16 protein-coding genes and 1 pseudogene are annotated in these 23,563 nt (G+C 69.8%); 7 read left to right on the forward strand and 10 right to left on the reverse strand.

Annotated elements, in window-relative coordinates; translation table 11 throughout:
• Positions 1-5: 5 nt before the first annotated feature.
• The 5 genes from GPZ80_RS10255 to GPZ80_RS10275 all read right to left on the reverse strand — a co-directional run bounded on the left by GPZ80_RS10255 (position 6) and on the right by GPZ80_RS10275 (position 6,977).
• The gene (locus tag GPZ80_RS10255; RefSeq protein ID WP_187220065.1) at positions 6-2,732 is read right to left on the reverse strand and encodes an ATP-binding protein; all 2,727 of its coding nucleotides are present in this window, start codon (positions 2,730-2,732) and stop codon (positions 6-8) included.
• 377 nt (positions 2,733-3,109) lie between these two features.
• Entirely contained in the window at positions 3,110-3,745 is a 636-nt protein-coding gene (locus GPZ80_RS10260; RefSeq protein WP_187220066.1) for an NUDIX hydrolase, read from the reverse strand.
• 19 nt (positions 3,746-3,764) lie between these two features.
• Positions 3,765-4,994, reverse strand: coding sequence for an adenylosuccinate synthetase (locus tag GPZ80_RS10265; RefSeq protein ID WP_187220067.1), 1,230 nt, complete (start codon positions 4,992-4,994; stop codon positions 3,765-3,767).
• Complete coding sequence (locus tag GPZ80_RS10270) at positions 4,994-5,974, reverse strand: hypothetical protein (protein WP_187220068.1); 981 nt, start codon at positions 5,972-5,974, stop codon at positions 4,994-4,996. Before GPZ80_RS10270 ends, GPZ80_RS10265 begins: the two co-directional genes overlap by 1 nt.
• A 1-nt stretch (position 5,975) precedes the next feature.
• Complete coding sequence (locus tag GPZ80_RS10275) at positions 5,976-6,977, reverse strand: protein kinase family protein (RefSeq protein ID WP_187220069.1); 1,002 nt, start codon at positions 6,975-6,977, stop codon at positions 5,976-5,978.
• A gap of 452 nt (positions 6,978-7,429) precedes the next feature.
• On the opposite strand from GPZ80_RS10275, the gene GPZ80_RS10280 reads away from it, so the two are divergent.
• Complete coding sequence (locus tag GPZ80_RS10280; RefSeq protein ID WP_187220070.1) at positions 7,430-8,011, forward strand: hypothetical protein; 582 nt, start codon at positions 7,430-7,432, stop codon at positions 8,009-8,011.
• A 54-nt stretch (positions 8,012-8,065) separates the two neighbouring features.
• On the opposite strand, the gene GPZ80_RS10285 is transcribed toward GPZ80_RS10280, so the two are convergent.
• Positions 8,066-8,623, reverse strand: a complete 558-nt coding sequence (locus GPZ80_RS10285) for a TetR/AcrR family transcriptional regulator (RefSeq protein WP_187220071.1) — start codon at positions 8,621-8,623, stop codon at positions 8,066-8,068.
• Between the two features lie 464 nt (positions 8,624-9,087).
• On the opposite strand from GPZ80_RS10285, the gene GPZ80_RS10290 reads away from it, so the two are divergent.
• A complete protein-coding gene (locus tag GPZ80_RS10290) occupies positions 9,088-9,339 on the forward strand; it encodes a hypothetical protein (protein ID WP_187220072.1) in 252 nt (83 codons plus the stop codon).
• A gap of 323 nt (positions 9,340-9,662) precedes the next feature.
• Here GPZ80_RS10290 and GPZ80_RS10295 read toward each other — a convergent pair whose 3' ends face one another.
• On the reverse strand, positions 9,663-9,830 hold the full coding sequence (locus GPZ80_RS10295; protein ID WP_187220073.1) for a hypothetical protein: 168 nt from the start codon (positions 9,828-9,830) through the stop codon (positions 9,663-9,665).
• 268 nt (positions 9,831-10,098) lie between these two features.
• Here GPZ80_RS10295 and GPZ80_RS10300 point away from each other — a divergent pair, with 268 nt between their 5' ends.
• Entirely contained in the window at positions 10,099-12,063 is a 1,965-nt protein-coding gene (locus GPZ80_RS10300; protein WP_187220074.1) for a S8 family peptidase, read from the forward strand.
• A gap of 99 nt (positions 12,064-12,162) precedes the next feature.
• Complete coding sequence (locus GPZ80_RS10305) at positions 12,163-13,962, forward strand: fibronectin type III domain-containing protein (protein ID WP_222719114.1); 1,800 nt, start codon at positions 12,163-12,165, stop codon at positions 13,960-13,962.
• 119 nt (positions 13,963-14,081) lie between these two features.
• Here the strand turns inward: GPZ80_RS10305 and GPZ80_RS10310 are convergent, their stop codons facing one another.
• Positions 14,082-16,928 (reverse strand): ATP-binding protein, encoded by a 2,847-nt coding sequence (locus GPZ80_RS10310; RefSeq protein ID WP_187220075.1) that lies wholly within the window; start codon positions 16,926-16,928, stop codon positions 14,082-14,084.
• A 695-nt stretch (positions 16,929-17,623) separates the two neighbouring features.
• Between GPZ80_RS10310 and GPZ80_RS32595 the strand changes: the two are divergent.
• From GPZ80_RS32595 to GPZ80_RS10325, 3 genes and pseudogenes are all read left to right on the forward strand, one after another.
• Positions 17,624-17,825: pseudogene (locus GPZ80_RS32595) on the forward strand (hypothetical protein); the annotation flags it as partial.
• 2,035 nt (positions 17,826-19,860) lie between these two features.
• Positions 19,861-21,672, forward strand: coding sequence for an Ig domain-containing protein (locus tag GPZ80_RS34210; RefSeq protein ID WP_246476969.1), 1,812 nt, complete (start codon positions 19,861-19,863; stop codon positions 21,670-21,672).
• Positions 21,673-21,820: 148 nt separating this feature from the next.
• On the forward strand, positions 21,821-22,117 hold the full coding sequence (locus tag GPZ80_RS10325) for a hypothetical protein (protein ID WP_222719115.1): 297 nt from the start codon (positions 21,821-21,823) through the stop codon (positions 22,115-22,117).
• 70 nt (positions 22,118-22,187) lie between these two features.
• On the opposite strand, the gene GPZ80_RS33975 is transcribed toward GPZ80_RS10325, so the two are convergent.
• Positions 22,188-22,568 carry an SPASM domain-containing protein gene (locus tag GPZ80_RS33975; protein ID WP_376771666.1) on the reverse strand — a complete coding sequence of 127 codons (381 nt, stop codon included), beginning with the start codon at positions 22,566-22,568 and terminating at the stop codon, positions 22,188-22,190.
• 269 nt (positions 22,569-22,837) lie between these two features.
• On the reverse strand, positions 22,838-23,248 hold the full coding sequence (locus tag GPZ80_RS33980; RefSeq protein WP_376771663.1) for a radical SAM protein: 411 nt from the start codon (positions 23,246-23,248) through the stop codon (positions 22,838-22,840).
• Positions 23,249-23,563 lie beyond the last annotated feature (315 nt).

The raw sequence follows: 23,563 nt of genomic DNA on the forward strand, positions 1-23,563 counted from the left end.
CGGCATCAGACGAGATGGGCCAACTCGGAGCGACCGGTGACGCCGAGTTTCGGATACGCCTTGTACAGATGGTGGCCGACGGTCCGCGGGCTGAGGAAGAGCTGTGCGGCGATCTCCTTGTTGGTACGACCATCGGCGGCCAGCCGCACGACCTGCAGCTCCTGCGGGGTCAACAGGGTGAGCGGGCCACTGCGCTGGGGCTCGTCGCCGCGCTCGCCGAAGGCGGCCAGCTCGCCGCGCGCGCGCTCGGCCCAAAGCTCCGCGCCGAGGCGCTCGAACGCGGACACCGCCGCGGCGAGATGGCCGCGGGCCTCGGAGCGACGGCGCCTGCGGCGCAGCCACTCGCCGTAGACCAGCTGGGTACGGGCGCGCTCATAGGGGCCGCCTTGCCGCTCGTGGAGCCGCAGGGCCTCGGCGTAGAGCGCGTCGGCGTCGCCGTCGTCGGCCAACAGGGCCTGGCAGCGCAGTGCGAGCCCGGTGGCGACCGGGCGGTCGACGTGCTCAGCCCAGTGCCGCAAAGCCGTCAGCGGTCCATGGGCGCGATCCGGCATGCCGCCGCGCACGGCCGCTTCCACCAGATCCGGCACCGCCCGCACCAGGAGGTCGCGGCTCGCCGGTCCCCCGGCCACTTGCTCCAGCCGGTCGAAAGCGTCGCCGAACCGCCGGGCGGAAAGCTCGAGCATCCCGAGACCCCAGGCCGCGATCTCGGCATTGACCCGGTGCCGGGCTCGGGCACGCGGGAGCACCTCCTCGGCAAGGGCTCGGCAGCGTGCCTCGTCACCCGACACGGCGTGCAACCAGACCTCAACCGATCGGTGGGCCAGGGTCTCCGTCGTGTTCCGGAGTTCGGCGCTGACGGCTGCGCCTTCCGCCACACACGCGCGGGCATCCGCGAACTCGCCGCGAAACAGCCGCGCCACGGCGAGGACGTTGAGGGTGTACGGGACCCATCCCAAGGCCCCGGTGGCCCGCACCTTGGCCAGCATGTCCTCGGTCTCCGCGATGACGCGGTCGTCGTCGGCGATCATGAGACCGCCGAACCCGGCCGTGATGCGATGCATCAGGTCCTGTCCGCCGCCCAGTGCCGTCACGGTGTCGAGATCGCGCATGGGGCCGACGGCGGGCTCCGGGCGTCCGGCGAAGAGCTCCGCCCACCCGAGCAGGGCGGCGACAACGGGTGCCCACTGCGCGGGAGGGGTGAACCCGCGCAGCAAATCGGCCGCACGCTGCAGCAGTTCGTGCGCCGCTCCGTGCCGGGCGGCGTGCACCGCCTCGAAGAGCAGAAGCGCGGCGCGCTCCGGATCGGTGTCGCGCACCAACGCGGCGGCCTCGAGTGTCAGCTCCGCGTCGGCCCGCGGTGAGGTGCGTTCGTACTCCACGGCACCGCGGGTGTAGGTCGCGTCGGCCCGGATGCCAGGGTCGGTGGTGAGCGAGAGCGCTTCGGCCGCGAGCCGGGCGGCGCGGTCGGCTTTGCCCGCGTCGAACGCGGCCTGGCTGGCCCGGGCGATACGCCGGGCCTTGAGCTCTCGGTCGACGCTGAGTCGACCGGCGCGTTCGTAGGCGGCGGATACCGCCGTCGCGCCGCCTCGGTGCCAGGCCCGCTCCGCCGCGGCTTGGAGTTCGGCGGCCACGCCCTCGTCGGGTGTGGTGGTGGCAGCGGCGAGGTGCCAGGCTCGCCGGTCGGCGTCGGCGTCCGCCCGCAGCGCCTCGGCGTACGCGCGATGCACCTCGATCCGCCGGTGCAGGGGCGCGTCCTGGTAGGAGGCCGCCCGCACCAAGGGGTGGCGGAAGGTCACTCGGTTGTCGATGCGGACCAGCCGGTCGCGTTCGGCGGGCGCGAGGTCACTGGGGGCGCCACCGAGGGACTCGATCACGTGCAGGATCGTCGCGAGGGGAGCCGCGGTGTCGGCCGCCGCCACCAGGAGCGCGCGTTGGGTGAGTTCGGGAAGCTCCACGATCTGGTGGCGGAATGTCTCCTGGACGCGGCGGGTCACCGGCAGCGGGCCGACGTGTTCGGCGGGGTCGGACTCGTCGACCTCACGTGCCGCGAGCCGCGCTGACCCGAGCTCGATGATCGCCAGCGGATTGCCGCCGGACTCCGCGAGGACACGGTCCCGAACCGGTCCGATGAGGTCCGGTGCGTGGCCGTCGAGCAGCCGCGCGGCGTCCGGCGCGGTGAGGCCGGGCAGATCCAGGACCTCGACGCCCGCGATCTCGAACGCCACCGACGTCTCGCGCACCGCGAACAGCAGCGCGATCGGGTCGGCCACGAAGCGACGTGAGGCGAACAACAGCGCTTCCACGGAACCTTGGTCGAGCCATTGCAGGTCGTCGACCACGCACAGCAGCGGGGCGTCCTCGGCCAGATCGGCGAGCAAGGACAGGGTGCCCGCGGAGATCAGGAACCGGTTGGCCTCGTCCCCGTCGGCCAGACCGAAAGCGCAACGCAGTGCGGTGGCCTGGGGGGTGGGCAGGGCGTCCAACCGATCCAGGTGTGGGAACAAGAGTTGGTGCAGGCCGGCGTACGCCAGCTCGGAGTCGGACTCGACCCCGACCCCGCGGACCACCCGCATGCCCTCGGCTTCGGCGGTCGCCATGGCGTGGTCGAGAAGGACCGATTTCCCGATCCCCGGTGCGCCCCGCAGCCCCAGCGCGCCGCTGCGTTCGTCACGCGCGTCCGCCAGCAGGCGCCGAATCCGCGCCCGCTCGACATCCCTTCCCACCATCGACATGCGGGCACCCTAATCCCCGGTGGCGAACTCGATCGCCGCGCCAAGTCCAGGCTCCCGGCCGGGGGGCCTCGAACCGCGTGGTCCGTGGCCGGTTGACCGAAAGAGGGTTTGTCGCTGGACCACTCGGGCGGCAACCAGCGACGATTGCTCGACGTGGGCCGTGGCTTGGAGAAAGCGTTGTCAGCTTCGCCCTACCTGCCTGGCGAATGACACGTGGGCGGCTGCTGCGCATCGCCGCGGTCGCGGCGCTCGTGGAATTGTTCATACCTCTGCTGATCGCGCTGATCACGAACATCCCTGGCGGGTCAGTGCTGTTGCTGCCGGCGCGCTCGGGGTCACCATGGTCGGCGTCCACGCTGTGGTCTACCAGCTCGACATCACCGCCTCCAGCGCCACACCAGCGGCGGCCTGCCGCCCTTGGGTTGCGCGGCGGCGTGTCGCGCGGTGCGTTCCAGGCCCGGCACCCGCTCCATCGTGCGGCTGAGGTTGGCCGGATAGGGACGGTCGCCGGTGAGGGACTCGGTCACGTCCAGTGCCTGTGCGGTGGTGAACTCCTCGCCCAGCAGTCCCGCGGTGAACGCCGGGTCCCGCCACAGCCGGTCGGCGAGCATCGGGCGGCAGTCGCCGACGATGCGGTCGTGGTCGAAGGCCAACGGCGGCACATCGTCCAGCGGAGCCCACGTCGCGCGGTCGCCGTCCATCCGGCTCGCGTCGAAGGTGCACCACAGCGCGATCGACAACGTCGGGCCGCGCGGGTCTCGGGACGGCTCGTCGAACGTCGTCAGCTGACCCGCCGCCGAGATGGCCGCCGCGGGCACCCCGAGCTTGCCGGTCACCGCGCGCCGGGCCGCGTCACGCAGCCGCTCGCCCTTGCCCAGCAGCACACCGGGCAGGGCCATCGCGCCCGCGAACGGGTCGAACGCGCGGGGAGCGACCCCGAGCAGGACCGCTCTGGAGTGCGGGTCGAAGCGCAACGCCAGCACGTCCACCGACACGAGGGTTGACTCGATCACGGGCCGATTCTCCCGCATCTCACCGGTGGACCGGCGCCCGCACCGCGTAGTCGGCGCGGTCGGGCCCCGCGCCCGCCACCACCACCGCAACGCCCAGGTGCTCCTGCAGCCACGCCACCGGGTCCGGCATGTCGACCAACTCAGGCGTGCGGTCGGCGAGGAACTCGGTGAGCCCGGATTCCGGGAGCGGCGCGTCGTACGAGGTGGCCACGGAGAGCCCGTCGACGTCCAGGTGCGTCACCGCCAGGGCGTCCACGCCACCGCACGCCGCCACCGCGTAGCGCAACAGCACGGCGTCGAGGTGCCCCGCGCGCCACGCTCCCTGGTACTCGCCCGCGCCGTTGTGCCGCTCCGGGAACCGCTCCAGCGTGCTCTGGTCCTCGGTCGGGAACGGCCCCGCGCCGTGGCGGGTCTGGTACGTCCTCGTCACGCCGATCACCGTGGCCTCGCGGCCCCCGAGCAGGCCGAGGGCGTTGTCCGGGGTCACCGTCGACCATGTGGTGTGCGGGTGGAATCCGCGCCACTGGTCGAGCAGCACGCCCTGGGCGCCCTCGAACACCAGCCTGCCCCGATCGGCGAGCCTGCCGACCTCGTCGCCGGTCGTGACGCGGACCGCGCCCGCGAAGTCCCGGTACAGGGCAACCAGATCATCCACCGACGTGCCCGCCCCGATCAGCGGCTCGTAGAAGCGGGCCAGCGCGTCGAGTTTCCCGCGCAGCACCGACGGTCGCGCGCAGTCGCCCACCACGGGCGGCGGACCGGGGACACCGAGCACCCGCTGGCTCTCCACCACATCACCAGGGCTCGCCCCCGCGAGCAGCGAGTACCACACTGTCTCGCCGATCCCCTTGCCGCACGAGCCGTGCCGGGCGCGGCCGCGGGCGTCCTCCCGCGCCCGGTTCGCGGCCACGTGAATCGGCGTGGTGAGCAGGGCGTCAGCGTCGATGGACAACAGCCGCAGCGGGTCGGCGACGCCCAGCGCCGCCAGTTCCTCCGACTCACGGGCCAAGGCGATCGGCTCGACCAGGACGTGCCGGGAGAGGTGGGTCGGCACGCCCGTGAGCGTGCCGGACCCGAACTGGCTGAACGTGTGGTGGCGGTCCCCGACGACCACGTTGTGCGCGGCCTGCGCGCCACCGTTGAACCGCACCACCGACACCACCGGGCCTTCGTGGCACAGCGCGTCGACCACCGCTCCCTTGCCCTCGTCGCCGAACCCGAGCCCGATGACGATGAGGTGCCCGGCCATCAGCTCAACGTCACGTCGTCGGGGCCGTCGAGCAGCGGGGGCGTGGGCGATGCGGCCATCGCCTTGCCGCCCGCGTGGACGAGCGCCTTGCCGACCGACACGCTCTCCGCCGCGGACCCGATCTCGGTCAGGTCCACCATCGCCTGATCCAGGTCGACCACCCGCTCCTCCATGCCGATGGTGGCGGCGATCAGTTCGCACACCGCGCCCGGATCGTCCAGCTTGAGGAAGTTCTGGCCGAGCAGGCCGCGCCAGTGGTCGGCGATCTGCGGGTCGTCGTAGTACGACGACTGCTTGGGCAGCACGAAGTACACGTGCCACTTGCGTTCGAGTTCCCGGTAAACCGAGGCCGGGTCGATGTCGTGCCGCACGTCGTCCCCGATGATCCGGCGGATGTGCCGCGCCTCCAGCCGCGGCTTGTTCAGCTCGTCGCCGATCAGGAACAGGTAGCCCTTGCGCCCACGCTTCTGCCACGCGTCGGTCACCACGTGCCGGGCCACGAAGTAGGCCGCGAGCTCGTAGGACTCGCTCTTCTGCCCGCCGCCGTTGCCCTCAAGAAAGATGGTGCGCAGCTGCTCGTCCATCCGGTTGTCCGACTCGAACTGCCCGACCTGCAGCGGCACCCGGTCACTGTCGGCGTCGCCGATGCCCCCGAACATCAGCTGCGGATCGGCCAGGTAACCCTTGCGCTGCAACAGGCCGTGCAGCCTGCCCAGCTTGCCTTGCATGATCTTCGGCACGGTGCCCATCGAGCCGGTGACGTCGAACAGCACCGCGATCGGCGTGGAGTCGGCGTGGTCGGCCGAGTCGCGGCACTCGCGCGCCACCACGCCCTTCGGGTCGAGCGAGGGGTCGGCCTTCCACTCGCTCCTGGCCCGCGACCGCAGCGCGGAGGTGTAGCCGAAATCGTCGACTCCCTTGGCGGCGCGGAAGGTCCGGGCCGCCGCGTAGGCGTTGTCGTCCCATTTGCCGTGTCCCATGTCAGGCTCCTGTCCTGGGTAGGGCGAACGGACGGAAGGTCCGTTCGCCATAGAGTTCTTCGAGTATTTCGTCGTACTCGGTGAGCAGGTCGACGCAGTCCGGCCGTCGACCGGGGTCGTCCTGCGTGCACCACCGCGCGAACGCCCGCTGCCGGTGTTCGCTGTCCGCCAACAGGTCCAGCATCAGCGTGTGTGCCATGTGGACGTCCGTGGCGGCGGTGACCGGGCGCCCGTCGCGAACCTCCGGCGGGTAGGAGATGGTCTTGTCCGTCGCCAGCAGCCGCTCGCCCGCCGTGACGCCGAATGTCCAGCCCGCGAGCACGATCCCGTGCCGCTCGGGGTGCACCAGCACGTTTTCCGCGACAATCGCGCCGTGCACCAAGCCGATCCGGTGCGCGCCCGCGACCGCCCGCAGCAGCCTGCGGTGCATCCACGCGTAGTCGCGTCCGTCCAGCCCGCCGGGGAACGCGCGACGCACGTCCGCCAGCGTCACAAACCCGTCCAGCAGTGCTTCCAGCACAGTGAAGGCGCGCTCGCCACGACCCACGTCGCCGGACTCGTCGACCAGTCGCGGGTAGTAGGGCCGCAGCCACGGGTGCTGGTCGGTGAGCCTGCCGAGTCGGCGTAACGCGTCCCACTCGGCGTGCAGCAGCGGGTTGAGCGCCGGGGCGCGGACGACCTTGACCACGTGGGGCCCGTCGGTCAGATACACGTTGGCGACACTGCCCACCGCGTGCCGACCGGTGATCGGATAGCTGGAGCGCGCGGTACGCATGACCACCTGGTCGCAGTGAAGCCACCCGCGATGGAACTGGGCCACCTTCACCGACGCCGCGTAGGCCCTCGTGTCGTCCGCGCCCACCCGGTCCGGATGCAACACCAGCGCCAAGGCCCGGACCAGCCGCTGCGCCTCCTTCTTTCCAGCCGCGTCGAACGGCCCGAACAAGTCCGCGGGCGAACGGGCCCCCTCGACCCGTTCGAGCGCTTCCTCCCTGGTGAACATAGTTTGAGTCTACATGACTCAAACTTGCGATGAGGAGACCGCGTGTCCTACGCCACACCAACCCATCGACGGCGACGCGCGCGAGTGAGCAATGGGCGCAGCCTTCGGATGGCCGGAGAACTCATGTGCGCCGACGCGCGGCCGCCACCCGCCGGATGACGCGCTGAACACCCGACCCATCTATCACTGACCACCAATCGACTGACGGCTTTTTGTGCGAACAGAAGGATCTAGGCGACCAGGAACAGCCCACCGGTCAACGATTGTCACGCCACAGGCAGGAGAGTCGGGATAAATCGTTGCCCATTGCGATCCGAGGAAGCCGTTCTCTATCGTGGTACGCAACAGTTTCTGGAACATTTCAATCGAATCCGTCGGCAATCCACCGGCATTCTCTGGAGCGTGGCTAAATGAAGATCATCCCTGGATCACCGGGCCCTGTTCGTCGATTCATGTTCGGTCTCGCAGCGGTTTTCCTGTCCGGATCCGTGCTGCTGGCGGTGACCGGCACCAGCAGTGCCGCCCCGGTCGCGGTGACCTATGACGCGAAGGGCCAGTCGACGCTCACTGGTCTCGGCGCCACCCTCCCGCTGGGCCCAGGTACGGTCGAAGCGGCCTTCGACCTGCAGTCCGGACAGTTCACCGGGCAACTGGCCCTGCCCGAGTCGCGCACCGCGTTCACGTTGTTCGGCTTCCTGGACACGCACGCGAAGGTGAAGATCACCCAGGCCGGGGCCATGTCCGGCACCGTCACCAGCAGCGGCGCGGTCACCGCCTCCGTCGGCGTGAATGTCCAGATCACCGAGGTCGGCCACTTCGGTTTCGGGATTCCACTGGCCAACTGCAAGACGACCGCCGTCACGCCCATCACGCTCACCTCGCAGGGTGAGTTCGAGCCGACCATCGGTGGCACGCTCGTCGGCAAATACGTGCTGCCGAAGTTCGCCGACTGCGGATTCGACACCGACATCATCAACGGACTACTGGGTGGTCAGGCGAATTCACTCACCATGAGCCTCACGTTCAAGCAATAGCACCACCTCTCGGTCGCGGCGACGTCCCCGACGCGCCGCGACCGAGTCATGCATTCAGCTGTCGGCGGCGGATTTGCCGAACAGGTGAAACGCGGTCTCGGCGAAAAGGTCTTCGAGCTCCGGCAACGCCGCCGCGCCGCGAGTGCGCAAGCAGTGCCGGATGCGTTCGGCTGTCCCCCCGATGTACAGGCTGAACACCTCTGGAGCGATCTCGACGATGGCGGGATCCCGGTCACGGGCCCTGCGGTGCAGCTCACGGAACATCGCGGCGAAGCCGTCGTTGACCGCGGTCGTGCGCTCGATGAGCTCCGGCCCGGCGGAGAACGTCTCGATGTAGAGCGCCCAAGTCGCCGCCGGAGCCGCGGCCAAGGCGCCGAGAAAAGCACGCCAGGAAAGCCGGATCCGCGCGCGCCAGTCCTCCTGGGGCACGTCGCCAAGTGTGACGCCGAGCCGTGCGCCCACGTCTGCCACGGCGAAGTCGAACGCGGCGAGGAAACAGTCCTCTTTGCCGGTGAAGTGCTCGTAGAAAGTCCGGCGGGACACCTCGGCCCGCTCGACCACATCACCGATGGTGGTAGCGGGAAAGCCCTTCGCGGCAGCGGCGTCATACATCGCCCCGATGATGCGTTCACGCTGGGAGCGCGCCACATCCTCCCTGCTCAAACCGTGCCTACCGCCGGGCAGGCGTTTGTCGGCACGGGCATTCATCGGCCCAGCCTAGTGGCTCGTCCAGGAACGTTGGCCGGGTATCGGCGTGGTCACGACGTCGCTGCCAAGGCGCGGGGACAGCGCTCGTACCGGCTTGTACTTGGCTGTTCCCGCAACGCGGGCAGCGGCGTCGTGGGCATGCCGAGACCCGGCCAACGTCCCTGGACGGGCCACTAGCGAGGGTCAGCCGACGTCGATGACTGTGCTGTTCACCCAGTGACGCGAGCTCCGGCCAACCGCTGCCACGAGCGGAGGCCGGTTGGGGCTGGTCCTCTACCACCCCGCATAGATGCATTCAGCTCATGGTGCGGGAGTCCTTGTGCGCCCAGGGACCTGGCACCCGCCGGCCGAAGTAGCAGTACGCGTCGGTGACATCCCAGTACTGCTTCGACCACTGCCCAGGCCGCAGCCTGCGCACCGATGCCGACTCCGGCCTCACCACGCAGGACCAACCGGCCACAGCCCCGCACGACCCGGCAGTGGGCTTCGCCGACGAGTTACTCAAGCTCGCGGGCAACGCCTACCTCGACGTGATCCACCGCAGGCCGCGGTACCTGGCGTTCCTCGAACGGCACCCGAAATTCGGCCTCGACGAGCTTGGCACGCCCCAGAAGGTGTGACAGGCCAAGTTCCAGCCACCCGCACCTCTGCGAACGCGGCCACCGACGGTGATCAGGATGGGCGCCGTACGGCACCGCCGGGCGGGCCGGGCAAGACCGGCCCGGTAGAAAGATCTTTCCGTCCATAAGGGACGATCAACAAAACGATGACTGTTCAATATCAAAACGCGGGCCTGGGTAAACTTCACCAGTTGCCGTTCCCGTCCACCCAGGACACCGGGTCCCGAGTTCGTCTGAGCGTGTCGAGCGCCTCGTCCCGCGGGGATGTCTGAGATCAACGACCGGTCGGCACGCCCAAGGCTTGCGGCCGACGGCGCGCTACGTCAGTCGGTTGAACGCTCGTGTGTTCGGCGGCCGCTTCGGTGCAGCACCCGGGTTACCCACGTGGGCGCGGTGCGCTTGACCTCGTGCAGGTGCAACCTGCTGGTGAGGTCCCTCGTGCCGTTGCGTCGGTAGTCGACCTCGGCCCTGAGCGCTTCGGTGGTCCACATCGCCTTGTCTCCTCATCGCTTCGAACTCCGGTGATTGAGAACAGTGCCCCTGAGGTCGGGGGCGGGGCATGGGGTGATCACGCAGTCCTGGCGGGCGGACCCCTTACCCGGGCCCGCCCGGGGCCTCGAAGCGGCGGGTAAGGGTGCCGAATATGTTGCGTAGTGACCCCATTTCGGTAGGTGGCGTCGCGTATTGAACTGGCTGTGACCAGTGGGAATTCTGATCGCCGAGGCGACAGTCGTGCCTTCATCGAGGAGGTCCCTGCAAATGAAACGAACTCGTCCCGGCCTCGGGTCGAAAGCCGCGAGCGTGCTGGCGGTGGCGATCTCGCTATCCGCCGCGGGATATGGATACGGAAACGCCGGCGCCGAGCCGCAGGCGCCAACGGGGGTGCGGTCCTACCTGGTCATCACCGCCCCTGGCGACATCAACGGAGCCGTCCAGGCGGTGACCGCGAACGGCGGGAAGGTGCAGAACTCGTACGCGCCGATCGGGGTCGTCATCGCGCACTCCGCCGCGACCGACTTCGCCACCAGGATGCGTGCCGTCACCGGTGTGCAGAAGGTCGGACAGACCCGCGAGACCGACGTCCCCGCCACCGGCCAGACCGCGTCCGCCGCGGGGAAGGACTCGACGGCCCGTCGGTACCTGGAGAAGCAGATTGGGGCCGACATCGCGGCGCCGAGCGAGCCCGTCGAGTGGAACATGCTGCAGATGGGCGCCGACAAGGCGTGGGCGATCAACCCCGGCAGCCGGGCTGTCACGGTCGGCGTCCTCGACACCGGCGTGCAGGGCACCCACGAGGACCTGCGGGACAACTTCGACGCGGCGAACTCCGTGTCGTGCCTCTACGGCAAGCCCAACACCACCCCGGGCGCCTGGGAGCCGGACTCCTACGCGCCCGCGGCCGGGCACGGCACGTCGGTGGCCGGGATCATCGCCGCCGCCAAGAACGGCAAGGGCGTCGTCGGTGTGGCGCCCAATGTGCGGGTCGCGTCGGTGAAGGTGATGGAGCCGACCGGGTACATGTACGCCGAGAACGTCGTCTGCGGTCTCATGTGGTCCGCCGAGCGCGGGTTCAAGGTCACGAACCACAGCTACTACGTCGACCCGTGGACCTTCAACTACCCGACCAACCCCGACCAGGACGCGGTGACCGAGGCGGTTCGCCGAGCGGTCGACCACGCCAAGTCCAAGGGGACGGTCACGGTCGCGGCGGCGGGCAACAACTCGGTCAACCTCGACTCCGAGCAAGGCCTGTTCCTGCCTGGCGACCTGCCCAACGCCATCTCGGTCACCGCGGCGAACACCCGCAAGGAACTCGCCTACTACTCCAATTACGGCCTCGACACCGTCGAGCTGACCGCGCCCGGCGGTGACGGGTACGCGATGGTCAACACCACCGGTCTGAACAACGGCTACACGACGTTCCACGGCACGTCCGCGTCCTCCCCGCACGCGGCGGGCGTCGTGGCCCTGCTGGCATCGGCGCACCCGACCGCAACCCCGGACCAGCTCCGCTCAATGCTGCTCGCCCAGGCGATCGACACCCCGTGCCCGACGGGCGACAGCCGCTGCACCGGCACCGCCGCCAAGAACTCGCACTTCGGCGAGGGCATCGCCAATGCGCTCAAGGCCGTCTCCGACGGGGGCAACCCAGACCCGGACCCGACCCCGGAGACCACGCTCTACACCAACGACTTCGAGCAGGGGACCGGTTGGACGGTCAACCCGGCCGCCACCGACACCGCCACAGCGGGCCGGTTCGAGGTCGGCGACCCGCAGGGCACCAGCTACTCGGGCCTGGTCATGCAGCCGAACAACACCGCGAGCGGCGTCAAGGCGCTGGTGACCGGCGCCGCGGCGGGCGCGGGGGTCGGCGACCACGACCTCGACGGCGGCGCCACCAGCGCCGGGTCGGCACCCGTCGCCCTGCCCGCGACCGGCACGGTCACGCTTTCGATGTCCTGGTACCTGGGCCATCTGGCGAACTCGGCGGGCGCGGACTACCTGCGGGTGCGGGTCGTCACCCCGACCGCCGACGCCGTCGTCTTCGAGAAGAAGACCGGCTACTACGACACCGCCGCGGCATGGACGGCCACCAAGGTCGACCTGTCGGCGTGGCGCGGTCAGACCGTCCGACTGGTCGTCGAGGCCGCGGACGTCTCGGGCGGCAGTCTCGTCGAAGCGGGTGTGGACGACGTCCGGATCACCCACCGACAGACCGCGTAGCCCGTCCCGACGCCCGGTCCCTCGGCCCACCGGCCGAGGGACCGGGGACCCCCGCACATTGGAGAACGTGTCATGCGAACACGCAGGAAAGTCGCTGCCTTGATCAGCACCACAGCGGCCACCGCGCTGCTGGCGGTATGCGTCGGCTCGGCGGGTGCGACGCCGCGCGAGGACGTGCCGGGCTGGGCGGCCATGGTCGACGCGGTCAGCCGCGATCTCGGCATCAGCCGCGACCAGGCGCGGACGAAGCTCGTCCGGCAGGCGCAAGCCCAGCGGGTCGCCGAGGCGCTGCCCGACCGGGTCCGCGCGAACAGCCCAGGCTGGTGGATCGATGAGGACACCGGCATGCTTGTCGTCGCGGTGACCGAACCGGCCGCCGCGGATCTGGTCCGCGCGCTCGGCGGTGAGCCGAGACCGGTCTCCCGCAGCCGCGACGACCTCGCCCAGCTGTCCCGCGCGGTCGGCGAACTCGCCGGAGCCGGCGTCCCCGGACTGGCCGGGTGGGGCGTCGACTCGATCGGCAACAGCGTGGTGGTCCGGGTGAACCCGGCGAAGAAGAACGTTGCCACACAACAGTTCCTCGCCCGGGTCGGCGAGCTCGGAGCCGGAGTCCGGGTGCGTGAGGTCGCCGCTTCCCCTGAACCGCAAGCGGGTGACGTACGCCCCGGCAACCCGTGGTTCCCCGGCTACGAGGGCAACTGCTCGGTGGGGTTCGCGGCCGTGGATGCGTCCGGTGGCAAGCACTTCCTCACCGCGGGCCACTGCACCAACGACCGCGACCAGCCCGCCTTCGGCGCTTCCGGCGGACAGAACCGGATCGGGACGTCCAATGTCGGCGGTGCGCGCAGCGTGTTCGCCCGGGAGGGCGACATGGGTGTCGTCGCGGTGACCGAACCGGGCTGGAACCTGTCGGCCTCGGTGAACACGTGGGGCAACGCGCCGGTCGCGGTGACGGGGACGACCGAGCCGATCGTCAACCAGGCCGTGTGCCACTCGGGTGTGGCCTCGCGGTGGCAGTGCGGGCGGGTCACGGCGGTGGAGCAGACGGTCATGTACTCCAGCGGGCCGATCGACGGGATGTCGTTCACCACGGCGTGTTCGCTGGGTGGGGACTCCGGTGGTGCGTGGGTGGCAGGCGACAAAGCGGTGGGGCTGCACTCCGGCGGGTACCCGACTTGCGGCCCCGGCAACGCGCCGGACCAGTCGCTGTTCCAGCCGGTGAACGAGGCTCTGCGCAAGTGGGGCCTGACGCTGTACACGGGCGGCGGCAACACGGGCGACACGCTGGCGCCGTCCGCGCCAAGTGATGTGCGCGCGACCTCGACCACCGCGTCCAGCGTGACCCTGGCGTGGACCGCGTCGACCGACAACGTCGGCGTCGCGGGTTACCAGGTGTACAACGGAAGCACGCTCGCCGCGACAGTCCAGGGCACCACCGCGACGATCGGCGGCCTGGTCGCGGCGACGAGCTACTCCTTCACGGTCCGAGCCAAGGACGCCGCGGGCAACGTGTCACCGCCGAGCGCGCCGGTCACCGCGCGGACCACGGACGGCGGGAGTCGGACGTTCCGGTCGGACACGGACTACCAGATTCGGGACTACCAGCAGATCTCCAGCCCGATCCGGTCGACCACGACCGGTTCGACGGCTCAGATTCGGGTGGATGTCACGGCCCAGCACACGTGCGTCGAGGATCTGGACATCGACGTGCTGTCTCCGTCCGGACGGTGGTACTCATTGCACGACTTCGGCGGCTATGTCTGCCACCCGTTCGGCGGGACACGGTCGTTCACCGTTCCCGTGTCTTATGAACAGGCGGCGGGCACATGGACGCTGTACATCCGGGACGGCGGCCCAGGCGACATCGGATACCTGGACAGTTGGGTGATCACACTCTAGGACTGTCCACATAAGACTGGTGCGACTCCGGCCCCACATCCGGCGTCCCACCGCAATGACCGGGGCGACCGGTCGGATGTGCCGCGACATCCGGCCGGTCACCCTCGGCGGCTCCACGGTCAGTGACCATCCACGTCGGACAGATCCAGGTCCGGCAGCACGGTCGCGAGTTCCATCCGGGACGCGAGTCTCAGCTTGTGGAGCGTCCGGGCGATGTGCTGCTCCACCGTGCGCACAGACAATCCCAGTGCGGTGGCGATCTGGCGGTTGCTGTGGCCTGCCGCGGCCAGCCCTGCCGCCTGTCGCTCCCTCGGCGAAAGTCGGTCCCCGTAGCCGGGGCGGCCGCGTTTACGGGCCGGGAGTGCCCGGTGGGCGCGGAGCAACGCCCGACAGCGAGCCGCCCGGGTGATCGCGCCGAGGTCGGCGAAGGACTGTTCGGCCGCGCGGATGAGCGCGATGCCGTCGTCGCCTGCTGCCAACGCGCATTCTCCTTGGCGCAGGGCGGTTCTGGCTGACCAGAACGGACGCGGCAGCGCGGCGAACATCGTCTCGGCCACCTCGTAGCCCGCGCGCGCGGAGGCGAAGTCGCCGGTCTCGTGGACGAGGATCGCCTCGGCCAGGGCCAGGGCTGCCGCCGACGCGGGGCATTCCAAGCCCCGCAGGCCTTCCCGGTGCTCACCGACCACGGCGGCCGCGTCGGCATGCCGGTCGAAGCCGCACAGCAGGTCCACGACGGTCGGGGTGACCTCGGGCGACCACACCCACATGCCGGTGCGGCGGATGACCTCGACCGCGCTGTCGATCTCGCGCAGGACGTCGGCGCGGCCGCCGCGGCGGTGACGAATCTCGGCCATGAGCACCCGCGCCGTCGCGACGACCGGAGGAGCCGACGGCGACTCGGAACTGACCGTGCGCAGCAGCCGAAGGGCGTCGTCGGTGTCGCCCGCCTCGGCCGCCAGCGCGCCCGTGATCAGCACGCACTCCGCGGCCACGCGAGGCAGGGTCACGTGTCTGGCGGCCAGTTCCGTGGTGCGCCCACGCAGCCCTGCCCAGTCTCCACGCAGCCAGTCCAGCAGCACTTCGGCGACGTCCAGCTGCTCCTCGGTGTAGGGCGCGTTGAACTTGCGCGCCAGGCCGCGGCCATGGGCGAGGTAGCGCGCGGCTGGTTCGTAGTGGCCCAGCCAGGACGAGGCGTCGGCGAGGTTGAGGCAGCCGCGCATCAGGTGGCGGCCGAGGTCGGGGTCGGTCGGCTCGTCGAGGATCCGCTCGGCGAGCGGCCATGCTTCCGGTTTGCCGCAGGTCATCAGCGTGGTGACTTTGTTGACCATGAACGCGGTCTGCGCCACGGGGGTGTCGAGCGCGCCCGCCAGGGTCTCGGCCTCCGCCAGCCACCGCAGGTGGGTGTCGACATGATGGTGGCCCGCGTGCACGTTGGCCAGCGACGACATGACCCGGGCCGCGAGGTCCGGCCGGGGCCCACGCAGCTCCTGTGCGGCCAGCTCCAGCTCCCGGTAGCCCGCCGCGGGCTCGCCCACCTGGTTCAACAGCAGCAGACCGAGGTCGCTGCGCAGCTCACCGCGGATGTCGGCGGGCAGGATCGTCGTGGCCAGCAGGTCGCGCAGCAGCGCCACGGTCGCGGCGCAGTCGAGACCGTCGAGCGCGGCCCGGCCCAGCTTCACCGCCAGCCGCCTGCGTTCGGCGTCGTTGTGGGCCGCCGTGACCAGCTCCCGCAGCGCTGTCACCGCCGCCGCTGTATCGCCCAGCGTCATGGCACGGTCGACACCAAGTTCGAGGTGCCGCCGCCACCCCGCCGGGTCGCCGCATGCCTGGAGGTGGTTGGCGATTCGCACATCCGCGCGCGTCCCGGGCGCCGCGCGCAGCGCCGCCGCGGCCAAGCGGTGCGACTGTCTGAGCCGCGCCCGGCCCACCGTCGCCAGGATCGCCTGCTGGGCCAGCTCGTGCCTGCACCCGAACAGGTCGCCGATCTCGCGCACCAACCCCGATTCCAGCGCCACGTCGAGTGCGACCTCGCCCTCCTCGCGCGTCACCTCGGCGACCGCGAACAGGTCGGCCTCACTCACCGGCGCGGCGAACACGGCCGCGGCCGAGACGACTCGCCGAGCGGGCTCGGTCAGTCGGGACAGCCGCTGGGCGATCGCGTCGCGGAAACCTTCCGGCACCTGGTCGCCGCGGAGCTCCTCCCACAATGAGGTGTCCGGCGCGCAGTCGTCGCCAAGCCGCTCCACCGCGGCTCGCACGACTTCCTCGATGGCGAACGGAATTCCGCCGGTCCGCCGCATCAGCGCCTCGCCGTCGCCCGCCGACGGCCTGCCCCGACCGACCATGTTCCGCAGCATCTCGGCCGCTTCCTCGGGTTTGAGCGCGTCGAGCCGGATGGTCGCAAGCCGCGGGCCGCCCAGCATCGTGCGCACCTCGGGGTCGAGTTCGCCCGGGCGGTAGCTCAGGACTACGGCGATGCGGTCGGGCAGGTGCCCGGAGAGGAAATGCAGGAACTCCGCGGTCCCCGAGTCGATCCAGTGCACGTCGTCGAGCACGAGCACCGCCGGGCCCGCGTCGGCCAGTGCCGCCCGGATCGCACGGTAGCGGCGATGCCGTTCCATCCGCGGATCGCCGAGGGGCGGCAATGCCGGGGGCAGCTTGGCAGCGAGTTCCGGCAAGAGCGGTGTCAACGCACCCAGCAGCGGGTCCGGCTCTTGTGCCCATAGCGCGCCGTCATCGGACAGCAACGCGTCGAGCAGTGGGGCGAGGGGAAGCGGTTCACGCAGCGCCTGGCACGTCCCGACCATCCGCCGGTGGGCGCGCAGGGCGGGGTGGGCCAGAAGTTCGTGGAGCAGCCGGGTCTTCCCGACACCGGCCTCGCCTTCGAGGCGCACCACCGCCGGGGCGGTCGCGATCAGCCCGCACAGCTCGGCCAGCTGCTTTCGGCGTCCCACCAAAGGCGTCACTGATCGTTCCATGCTCCGCGACCGCTCCACCTTGCCGTGCGACGTGACCACCGTTCCCGGCGGCCGACTGGTGCTGAACACTGTGGACCCAACCCACCGCCCGGGCAACCGCCTATCGGGCGGGTTCCGCGCGAGCCAGATCCGGGTCACGCCGTGTCGACACGGAACACGCGGAGCAGGCAGGTGCGGAGTCTCAACCATGGGCGGCAGGAGATGAGGCGCATGGCAGTGCCGGGGCCTCCGATGTGGGGTCCACCGACTCTGGGGCAGACACCACAGCACGCTCGCCGTGCGAAGAAGGTCGCGGTCGGGTCGCCGGGAGTGAGCGATTCGCGACCCGCTCGTCCGTCGCGACGACCGTCCCGACCTCGGCGAGTGAACGCCGGGCGGCGGCGATCGCGTCGACCGATGCGCCATGGCGTGCAGGCACTCGAAGAGGAACACGGCGTCACCTTCGCCGCCGGAATCACCCCGATAACCGGATTCCTGGTGCCGACCCCAAACGAATCGTACTCCTGGAGCAGATCCGTGATCCCATTTCGCAAGACTCAGGGCCGTGCTCCAGTTTGCTCCAGCCAAGGGTGTCACCATCCACTTTGGGACGCACAAGCAAGATCGCCCGCTGGTCCTGTCCACTCACCCGGCAGGCGATCTCCGCGTACGACGACGACATCGTCCCCGCCGCGAACTGGGTTCGCCGCGCTGTGAAAGCCCGCGGGCACTTCCCCGACGAAGCCGCCGCACTCAAACGCGTCTACTTGGCGATCATGAGCCTCGACCCCCACCGGCACCGGCCGCAAACGCTGGGTGATCCGCTGGAAGCCGGCACTCAACGCCTTCGAGATCGCCTTCGACGGCCGGTGCGGACGCGCTGGATATGGACTCCTGGGCGCGTAACGATGTTGTGAGTGGGCCGATGCACGGGGCATGCGGATGAGCGGGTGGCGTTCGGTCGTTTGGGTCGTCCTACCCGCGGTGGTGTCCACCGCCCTCTTGGCGGTCGGTCCGGGGCGGGGTGAGGCGGCGGCTACGACGCCGGTGACCTTCGGGGACCGGATGTATACCGCGCTGTCCCCGTCTCGGTTGCTCGATACCCGGGAGGATCAGTCGGTCGGACCGCGTTCGTCGATCGAGGTGCCTGTGGTCGGCCGCGGCGGCGTGCCTGCCACGGGTGTGGGGGCGGTCGTGGTGAACCTGACCGGCACCGAGGCCACGGCGGGGACCTACGTCACCGCTTACCCGACCGGCGAGGCAGTGCCGGTCGCCAGCAACCTGAATCTGACTGCCGGGCAGACGGCGCCGAACCTGGCGATCGTCAAGGTCGGCGCGGGTGGGCGGATCTCGCTTTACAACCACAACGGCTCAGTACACCTGATCGTCGATGTGGCCGGGTGGTTTCCGGTTGGGTCCGACTACCACGGGCTGAGCCCCGCGAGGGCGCTTGACACGCGTTCCACCGGTGGCGCGGTGGGTGCCCGTCGGTCGGAGGACGTGGCGGTGACCGGGTTGGCGGGGGTTCCCGCGACGGGTGTGGGGGCGGTCGTGGTGAACCTGACCGGCACCGAGCCGACGGCGGGAACCTATGTCACCGCCTACCCGGCGGGTGAGCCGGTCCCGCTGGCCAGCAATCTCAACCTCACCGCCGGGCAGACGGCGCCGNCCGACGGCGGGAACCTATGTCACCGCCTACCCGGCGGGTGAGCCGGTCCCGCTGGCCAGCAATCTCAACCTCACCGCCGGGCAGACGGCGCCGAACCTGGCGATCGTCAAGGTCGGCGCGGGTGGCCGGATCTCGCTCTACAACCACAACGGGGCCACGCACCTGGTGGTGGACGTGTTGGGCTGGATCGCGACCGGGGCCGATCTGGCGCCGCTGTCCCCGTCGCGGCTGCTCGATACCCGGGAGGTTCAGCCGGTCGGACCGCGTTCGTCGATCGAGGTGCCTGTGCTCGGCCGCGGCGGCGTGCCCGCCGAGGGCGTCGCGGCCGTCGTGCTGAACCTGACCGGCACCGAGTCGACCGCGAGCACCTACGTCACCGCCCACCCCAGTGGCGAACCGCTCCCGGTCGCCAGCAACCTCAACCTGACCCCGGGACGGACCTCGCCCAACCTGGCGATCGTCAAGGTCGGATCGAACGGCACGGTCTCCCTCTACAACCACAGCGGGTCCACTCACCTGGTGGTGGACGTGTTCGGCTGGATCTCGACCGGCGTCACGGCCACCGTGGCCAAGCCGGACACCACCGAGGTCGTGCCGCCACAGCAGGTGGTGTCCGTGGCGCCGGACGGCCTGACCATGACCGGCCCCGCGCCCACGGTCGGTGAGGTGGTCTTCGCCCAGCCCGACGACCGCAACCCCAACGGGCTGCTGGGCCGGGTCACCGCGGTGACCTCCTCCGGCGGCAGCACCAGCGTGCGCACCACCCCGGTCCGCATCGACGAGGCGTTCCCGTCCGGGTCAGTCCAGGGCAGCGTGGACACCCGCGCACTCGGCGCCACCGCCGCCGGGCTGTTGGCGGGCAAAGCGGTGGACGACGGCGCGGTCCCGCTCAGCTCAGCAGCGGCGGGCGTGGACTGCGGCGGACGGCCGTTGACCGTGTCGGTCGACCTCACCGTGCAGGCCCGAGTCGTCCTGGACGTCGCGTGGGGCGCGGGCGGGATCGAGCGGTTCTCGTTGACCGCGGAGGCGGAACTGCACGGGTCGGTGGGATTCACCGCGGGTTTCGCCGCCGAGTGCGACTTCCCCGTGGGGCCGACGATCCCGCTGCCACCGATGTGGGGATTCGTGCCGAAGCTGACCCCGGTCGTCCAAGCGAAGTTCGAAGCCGGTGTCGGACTCAGCGCGCAGCTCTCGGCGACGGTGCGCTTCGGCGCTGTACTCCACGCGGGCCAGGGGGTGCAGTGGATCCGCGAGGCCAGCGTGACCGGGTCGATGACCCCGCCCGCCGACGCCGCCTCGGCCACCCTGCGCGCCACCTTCGGGCCGCGCGTGCAACTGGCGTTCGGTGGGGTCGCCGGGCCGTCGCTGCTCGCTGGGGCGTTCCTGGAGACGGAGATCAGCCCGACCGCGAACCCGTGGTGGACCGTCGACGCCGGGGCCAGCGCACAGGCGAGCCTCGACATCGACTACTGGTTCCTGCGCGCCAGCTACACCCTCGCCAGTGCCGACTTCCTGCGTTACACCCTCACCTCGGCGGGCGGCGCCTGGCCAGGACCGCGGCTCGCGGGCACCCACCTGCCGTCCGGGCAGCGGTCGCTGCCGTACTCGACGACCGTCACCGCCCAGGGCGGCGCGGCACCGGTGGTGCTGACTGTGGTCGGTGGGGCGTTGCCGCCGGGGTTGTCCTTCACCGGCGGCACGATCAGCGGGACACCCACCCAGGCCGGGCGGTCCCAGTTCACCGTGCGGGCACGCGATGCCCAGGGCCGCACGGCCACCGGCACGTTCACGATCACCGTGCTGACACCGGGCGATGCGGGCACGATACCGCTGCCCGGCGCGCCCGCGCCCCGCGAGTTCACCCTGACCAGCGGCCACGTCGACGACCTCGGCCCCAGCGGCGAAACCCTCTACTGCACCTGGAACCTCGCGGCCGGCGCCTACGACGCCCGCTACCTGCAACGCGACGGCAGCCAGACACCCGCGGTGTCGTCACTGTGCAAGGTGACCTCCTCGCCGGGATCGCCGCGCGGCGACCAGCGCCGACAGCTCACGTGGGGTGCCGACGGCTGGTCCTACGCGACAATCTATGACCCCGTGAACGGTTGGGACGGCGCGGAGATCCGCGGGTACGGTCCCGACGGGGCACAACGGTGGTCCGCCCTCTACCCGCGCGCCCACCTCGTCCACCTGACCCCGGACGGGTCGCAGCTGATCGTCCAGACGGGCGGCGACTACCACGTGCTCGACCCCGCCACCGGGAACCAGCTGTACGCGATCGACTACCCGTACATCCTCTACTACGGCGATCTCACTTCGGTCACGCACGACCACCTCATCTTCGGCCAGCTGGACTTCTTCAATCGCACGGACGGCAGCCGTGACGGCGGTTATCCGCTGGCGAGCCACGGCCACGACGGCCAGACCGTCCCGGGCCCCTCGGACTCGGTCCTCACCGGATACTCGTTCAACCGCATGATGTACACCCCCGTCGCCTGCGGCACCGAGGTGCGCCGCGGTGGACGGAACGGTCTCATGTGGTCGGTCCAGGTGCCTGCGGCCTACCCCGCGTGCTGGGCACAGGCGATCTCCGCGGACGGCGTCGGCGGCGGCTACGCGGTCCAGTACGCCGACCACGTGGCCCGGTTCACCCGCATCACCCCCACCGGCGCACTGGCCTGGACCCGGGACGTGACCGGTGCCCTGGGCCGCTACAACGTGTCCTACAGCGGCGACAACACGATCGACGCCACGGTGGACCACATCGTCGACGCCCGCGGCAGGCTCGCCTACTGGGTCGCCCGCGACCAGCCGTGCACCGCCGAGAACGGAGTACCGGCCACCTGCTCGTCGGTGCAGGTCGTGGTCGTCGACGAGAACGGCGCCGTGCAGCTCGACCGCACCTACGCTCGCTACGGCTGGACGGTCCGCATCCAGCGCGTCCTCGGCGGCTTCGGCCAGGTCTACCTCAACCTCGAGTGGCAACGACCCGGCGTCAACGACCTCCACAGCGAGGTCCGCTCCCTGCCGACCCCCTTCGACGGCGACTGGGCCATGACCCGCCAACACCGCGAACAACCCTGACCCATACGAAGCCCACACCAGCCACCGGCCCACCCACTCCGAGCAGAAGCCTTACCCACCGTGCGCGGGGGGAGACTGCGACCTTCGATCGCAGGCAAATCGCGCCTCCAACGGCGAGCGCAGGTGGCTCTTCGGCGGCCTGTTCTACATGCGGCTGCCGGAGGACGACGCGGTCGGCGGCGACCTCGTGCTCTACAAGTACCGCAGCGACGACCACAAGTTCTACGCGTCGAAGTCGGAGTACGGCGACAGCCGCTTCGACATCGACCCGCAGTACGTCGAGGAAGTCACCACGATCCCCTACTCCAGCAACGTCCTGGTCATGTACCCGATCAACCGCTACGCGCTGCACGGCGTGTCGGTCCGCGACATCACCCAGCACCAGCGCCGCTTCGTCGCCTTCGTCGGCGACATGCAGGACATGCTGTTCGACCTGGAGGTCTGACCGCGATGGTGCCATTCGACCAGCGCACCCGGGCACATCTGGCTCGATGAAGAGCTCGGTCGTCACGCTCCTACTGCTGCCGCTGTGGGTGCAGTGTGCGCATACGGCCTAGTGGCTCGCCCGGTGCTGACGACGGGTCTGTCAGTTTCCCGACATCTACCGCCCAAGTGGGCCACAGATGGTGGCAGGCGCACAGCGTGGATTGCAGCCAGGATGGCAGCGGATTGCACGGATTGCAATTCGGATTGCAATTCGAGTCGTGAAGGTGCTGATTTTGCGCGGTCGCGGTCGCGATGGCGGTCCTGGCTGTTGCCAGCTGCGGACTGTTGACTACCTGTCGGAGGCTGGACTCCAACACGTCGCCCACCTGGAGGGATCGGGTGAAGACACATGGACGTACGGCGCCGTCGGGATAGATTGCCAGGACGTCGCCGGCGCATTGGCCGCACATTTCTTCCAGCGGCACCTCTGCGTCCGCGTTGGCGCGACCGGCACGGCGAACATGATCGACCTCGATATCCTCGACTCCCAGGTCGGTCAGGAGTCGACGAGCTTCTTCTATCCGCTGATCCTCGAGCACCGACACGATGCCGACCCGAACCGGAAGGCCAAGCTGGGTCGCCTTGCTGATGTTCTTGGTGGTCCGTTTGTGTGCCACGGCGCTTCCGGTGATCAGCTTGTGCTGCTCCGGCTGATCGGAGTAGTAGCTGGTCGCCAGACTCACGTTGTACTCGAGCAGCGTGTCCCAGATTCCGTCGCGGATGTGGACCAGATTGGAGTAAATCTCGATGGCGATCCCACGCGACGACGCGTGCCGGATGAGTTCGGCAATGCGGGATGCAGCGTCGGTTCGCCGCCAATGAACTGAATCTCGCGAACACCGATTTCAGCAGCGTCATCGATGAGCAGCAGCCAGTCACTCGTGGTCATTGCGCCATGCGATTTCGAGGGTCCGCTGTCGGCGTAGCAGTGCGTACAGTTGAGCTGGCAGCGGCCGGTCAGTTCTAGCCAGAGAAATGTGGCGCCGTGCCTTGGCCCCGGTGCCGCTGCCGACATTGGATGAGCGTCGAATCCGGTACGAACTGTCATTGCTTCTCCCGAAGGTTCGTTGACTTTTCCTAGGTCGAGCATCTGGCAGTGCAGCCACTGACACGGCACGGTGAGTACGAATTACGCGTCTCCTACGGTGATCAGCGCTCCGCCTGGTCGGGGGCCAACCCGACGACAGGCCGTGAACGCGTTACGCGATCGACGCCCGTCCTGTGACGGTTCCCGATCGGTGCGCCATCGCCGGAATTTCACGACCGTGAACCTTGAGGTTCAAGGTATGTCCCCTGCGACGGCCGCGTTCATCTGTGCCGGCACGGATCCGATCGACATCCGTGACAGCAGGGTTCACTACCAGGCAAATGTGGTGGTTGCCCTTTAGTGGCACGGATGGTCTCT

This window comes from Actinokineospora xionganensis (genome assembly GCF_014323725.1).
Lineage (GTDB): Bacteria > Actinomycetota > Actinomycetes > Mycobacteriales > Pseudonocardiaceae > Actinokineospora > Actinokineospora xionganensis.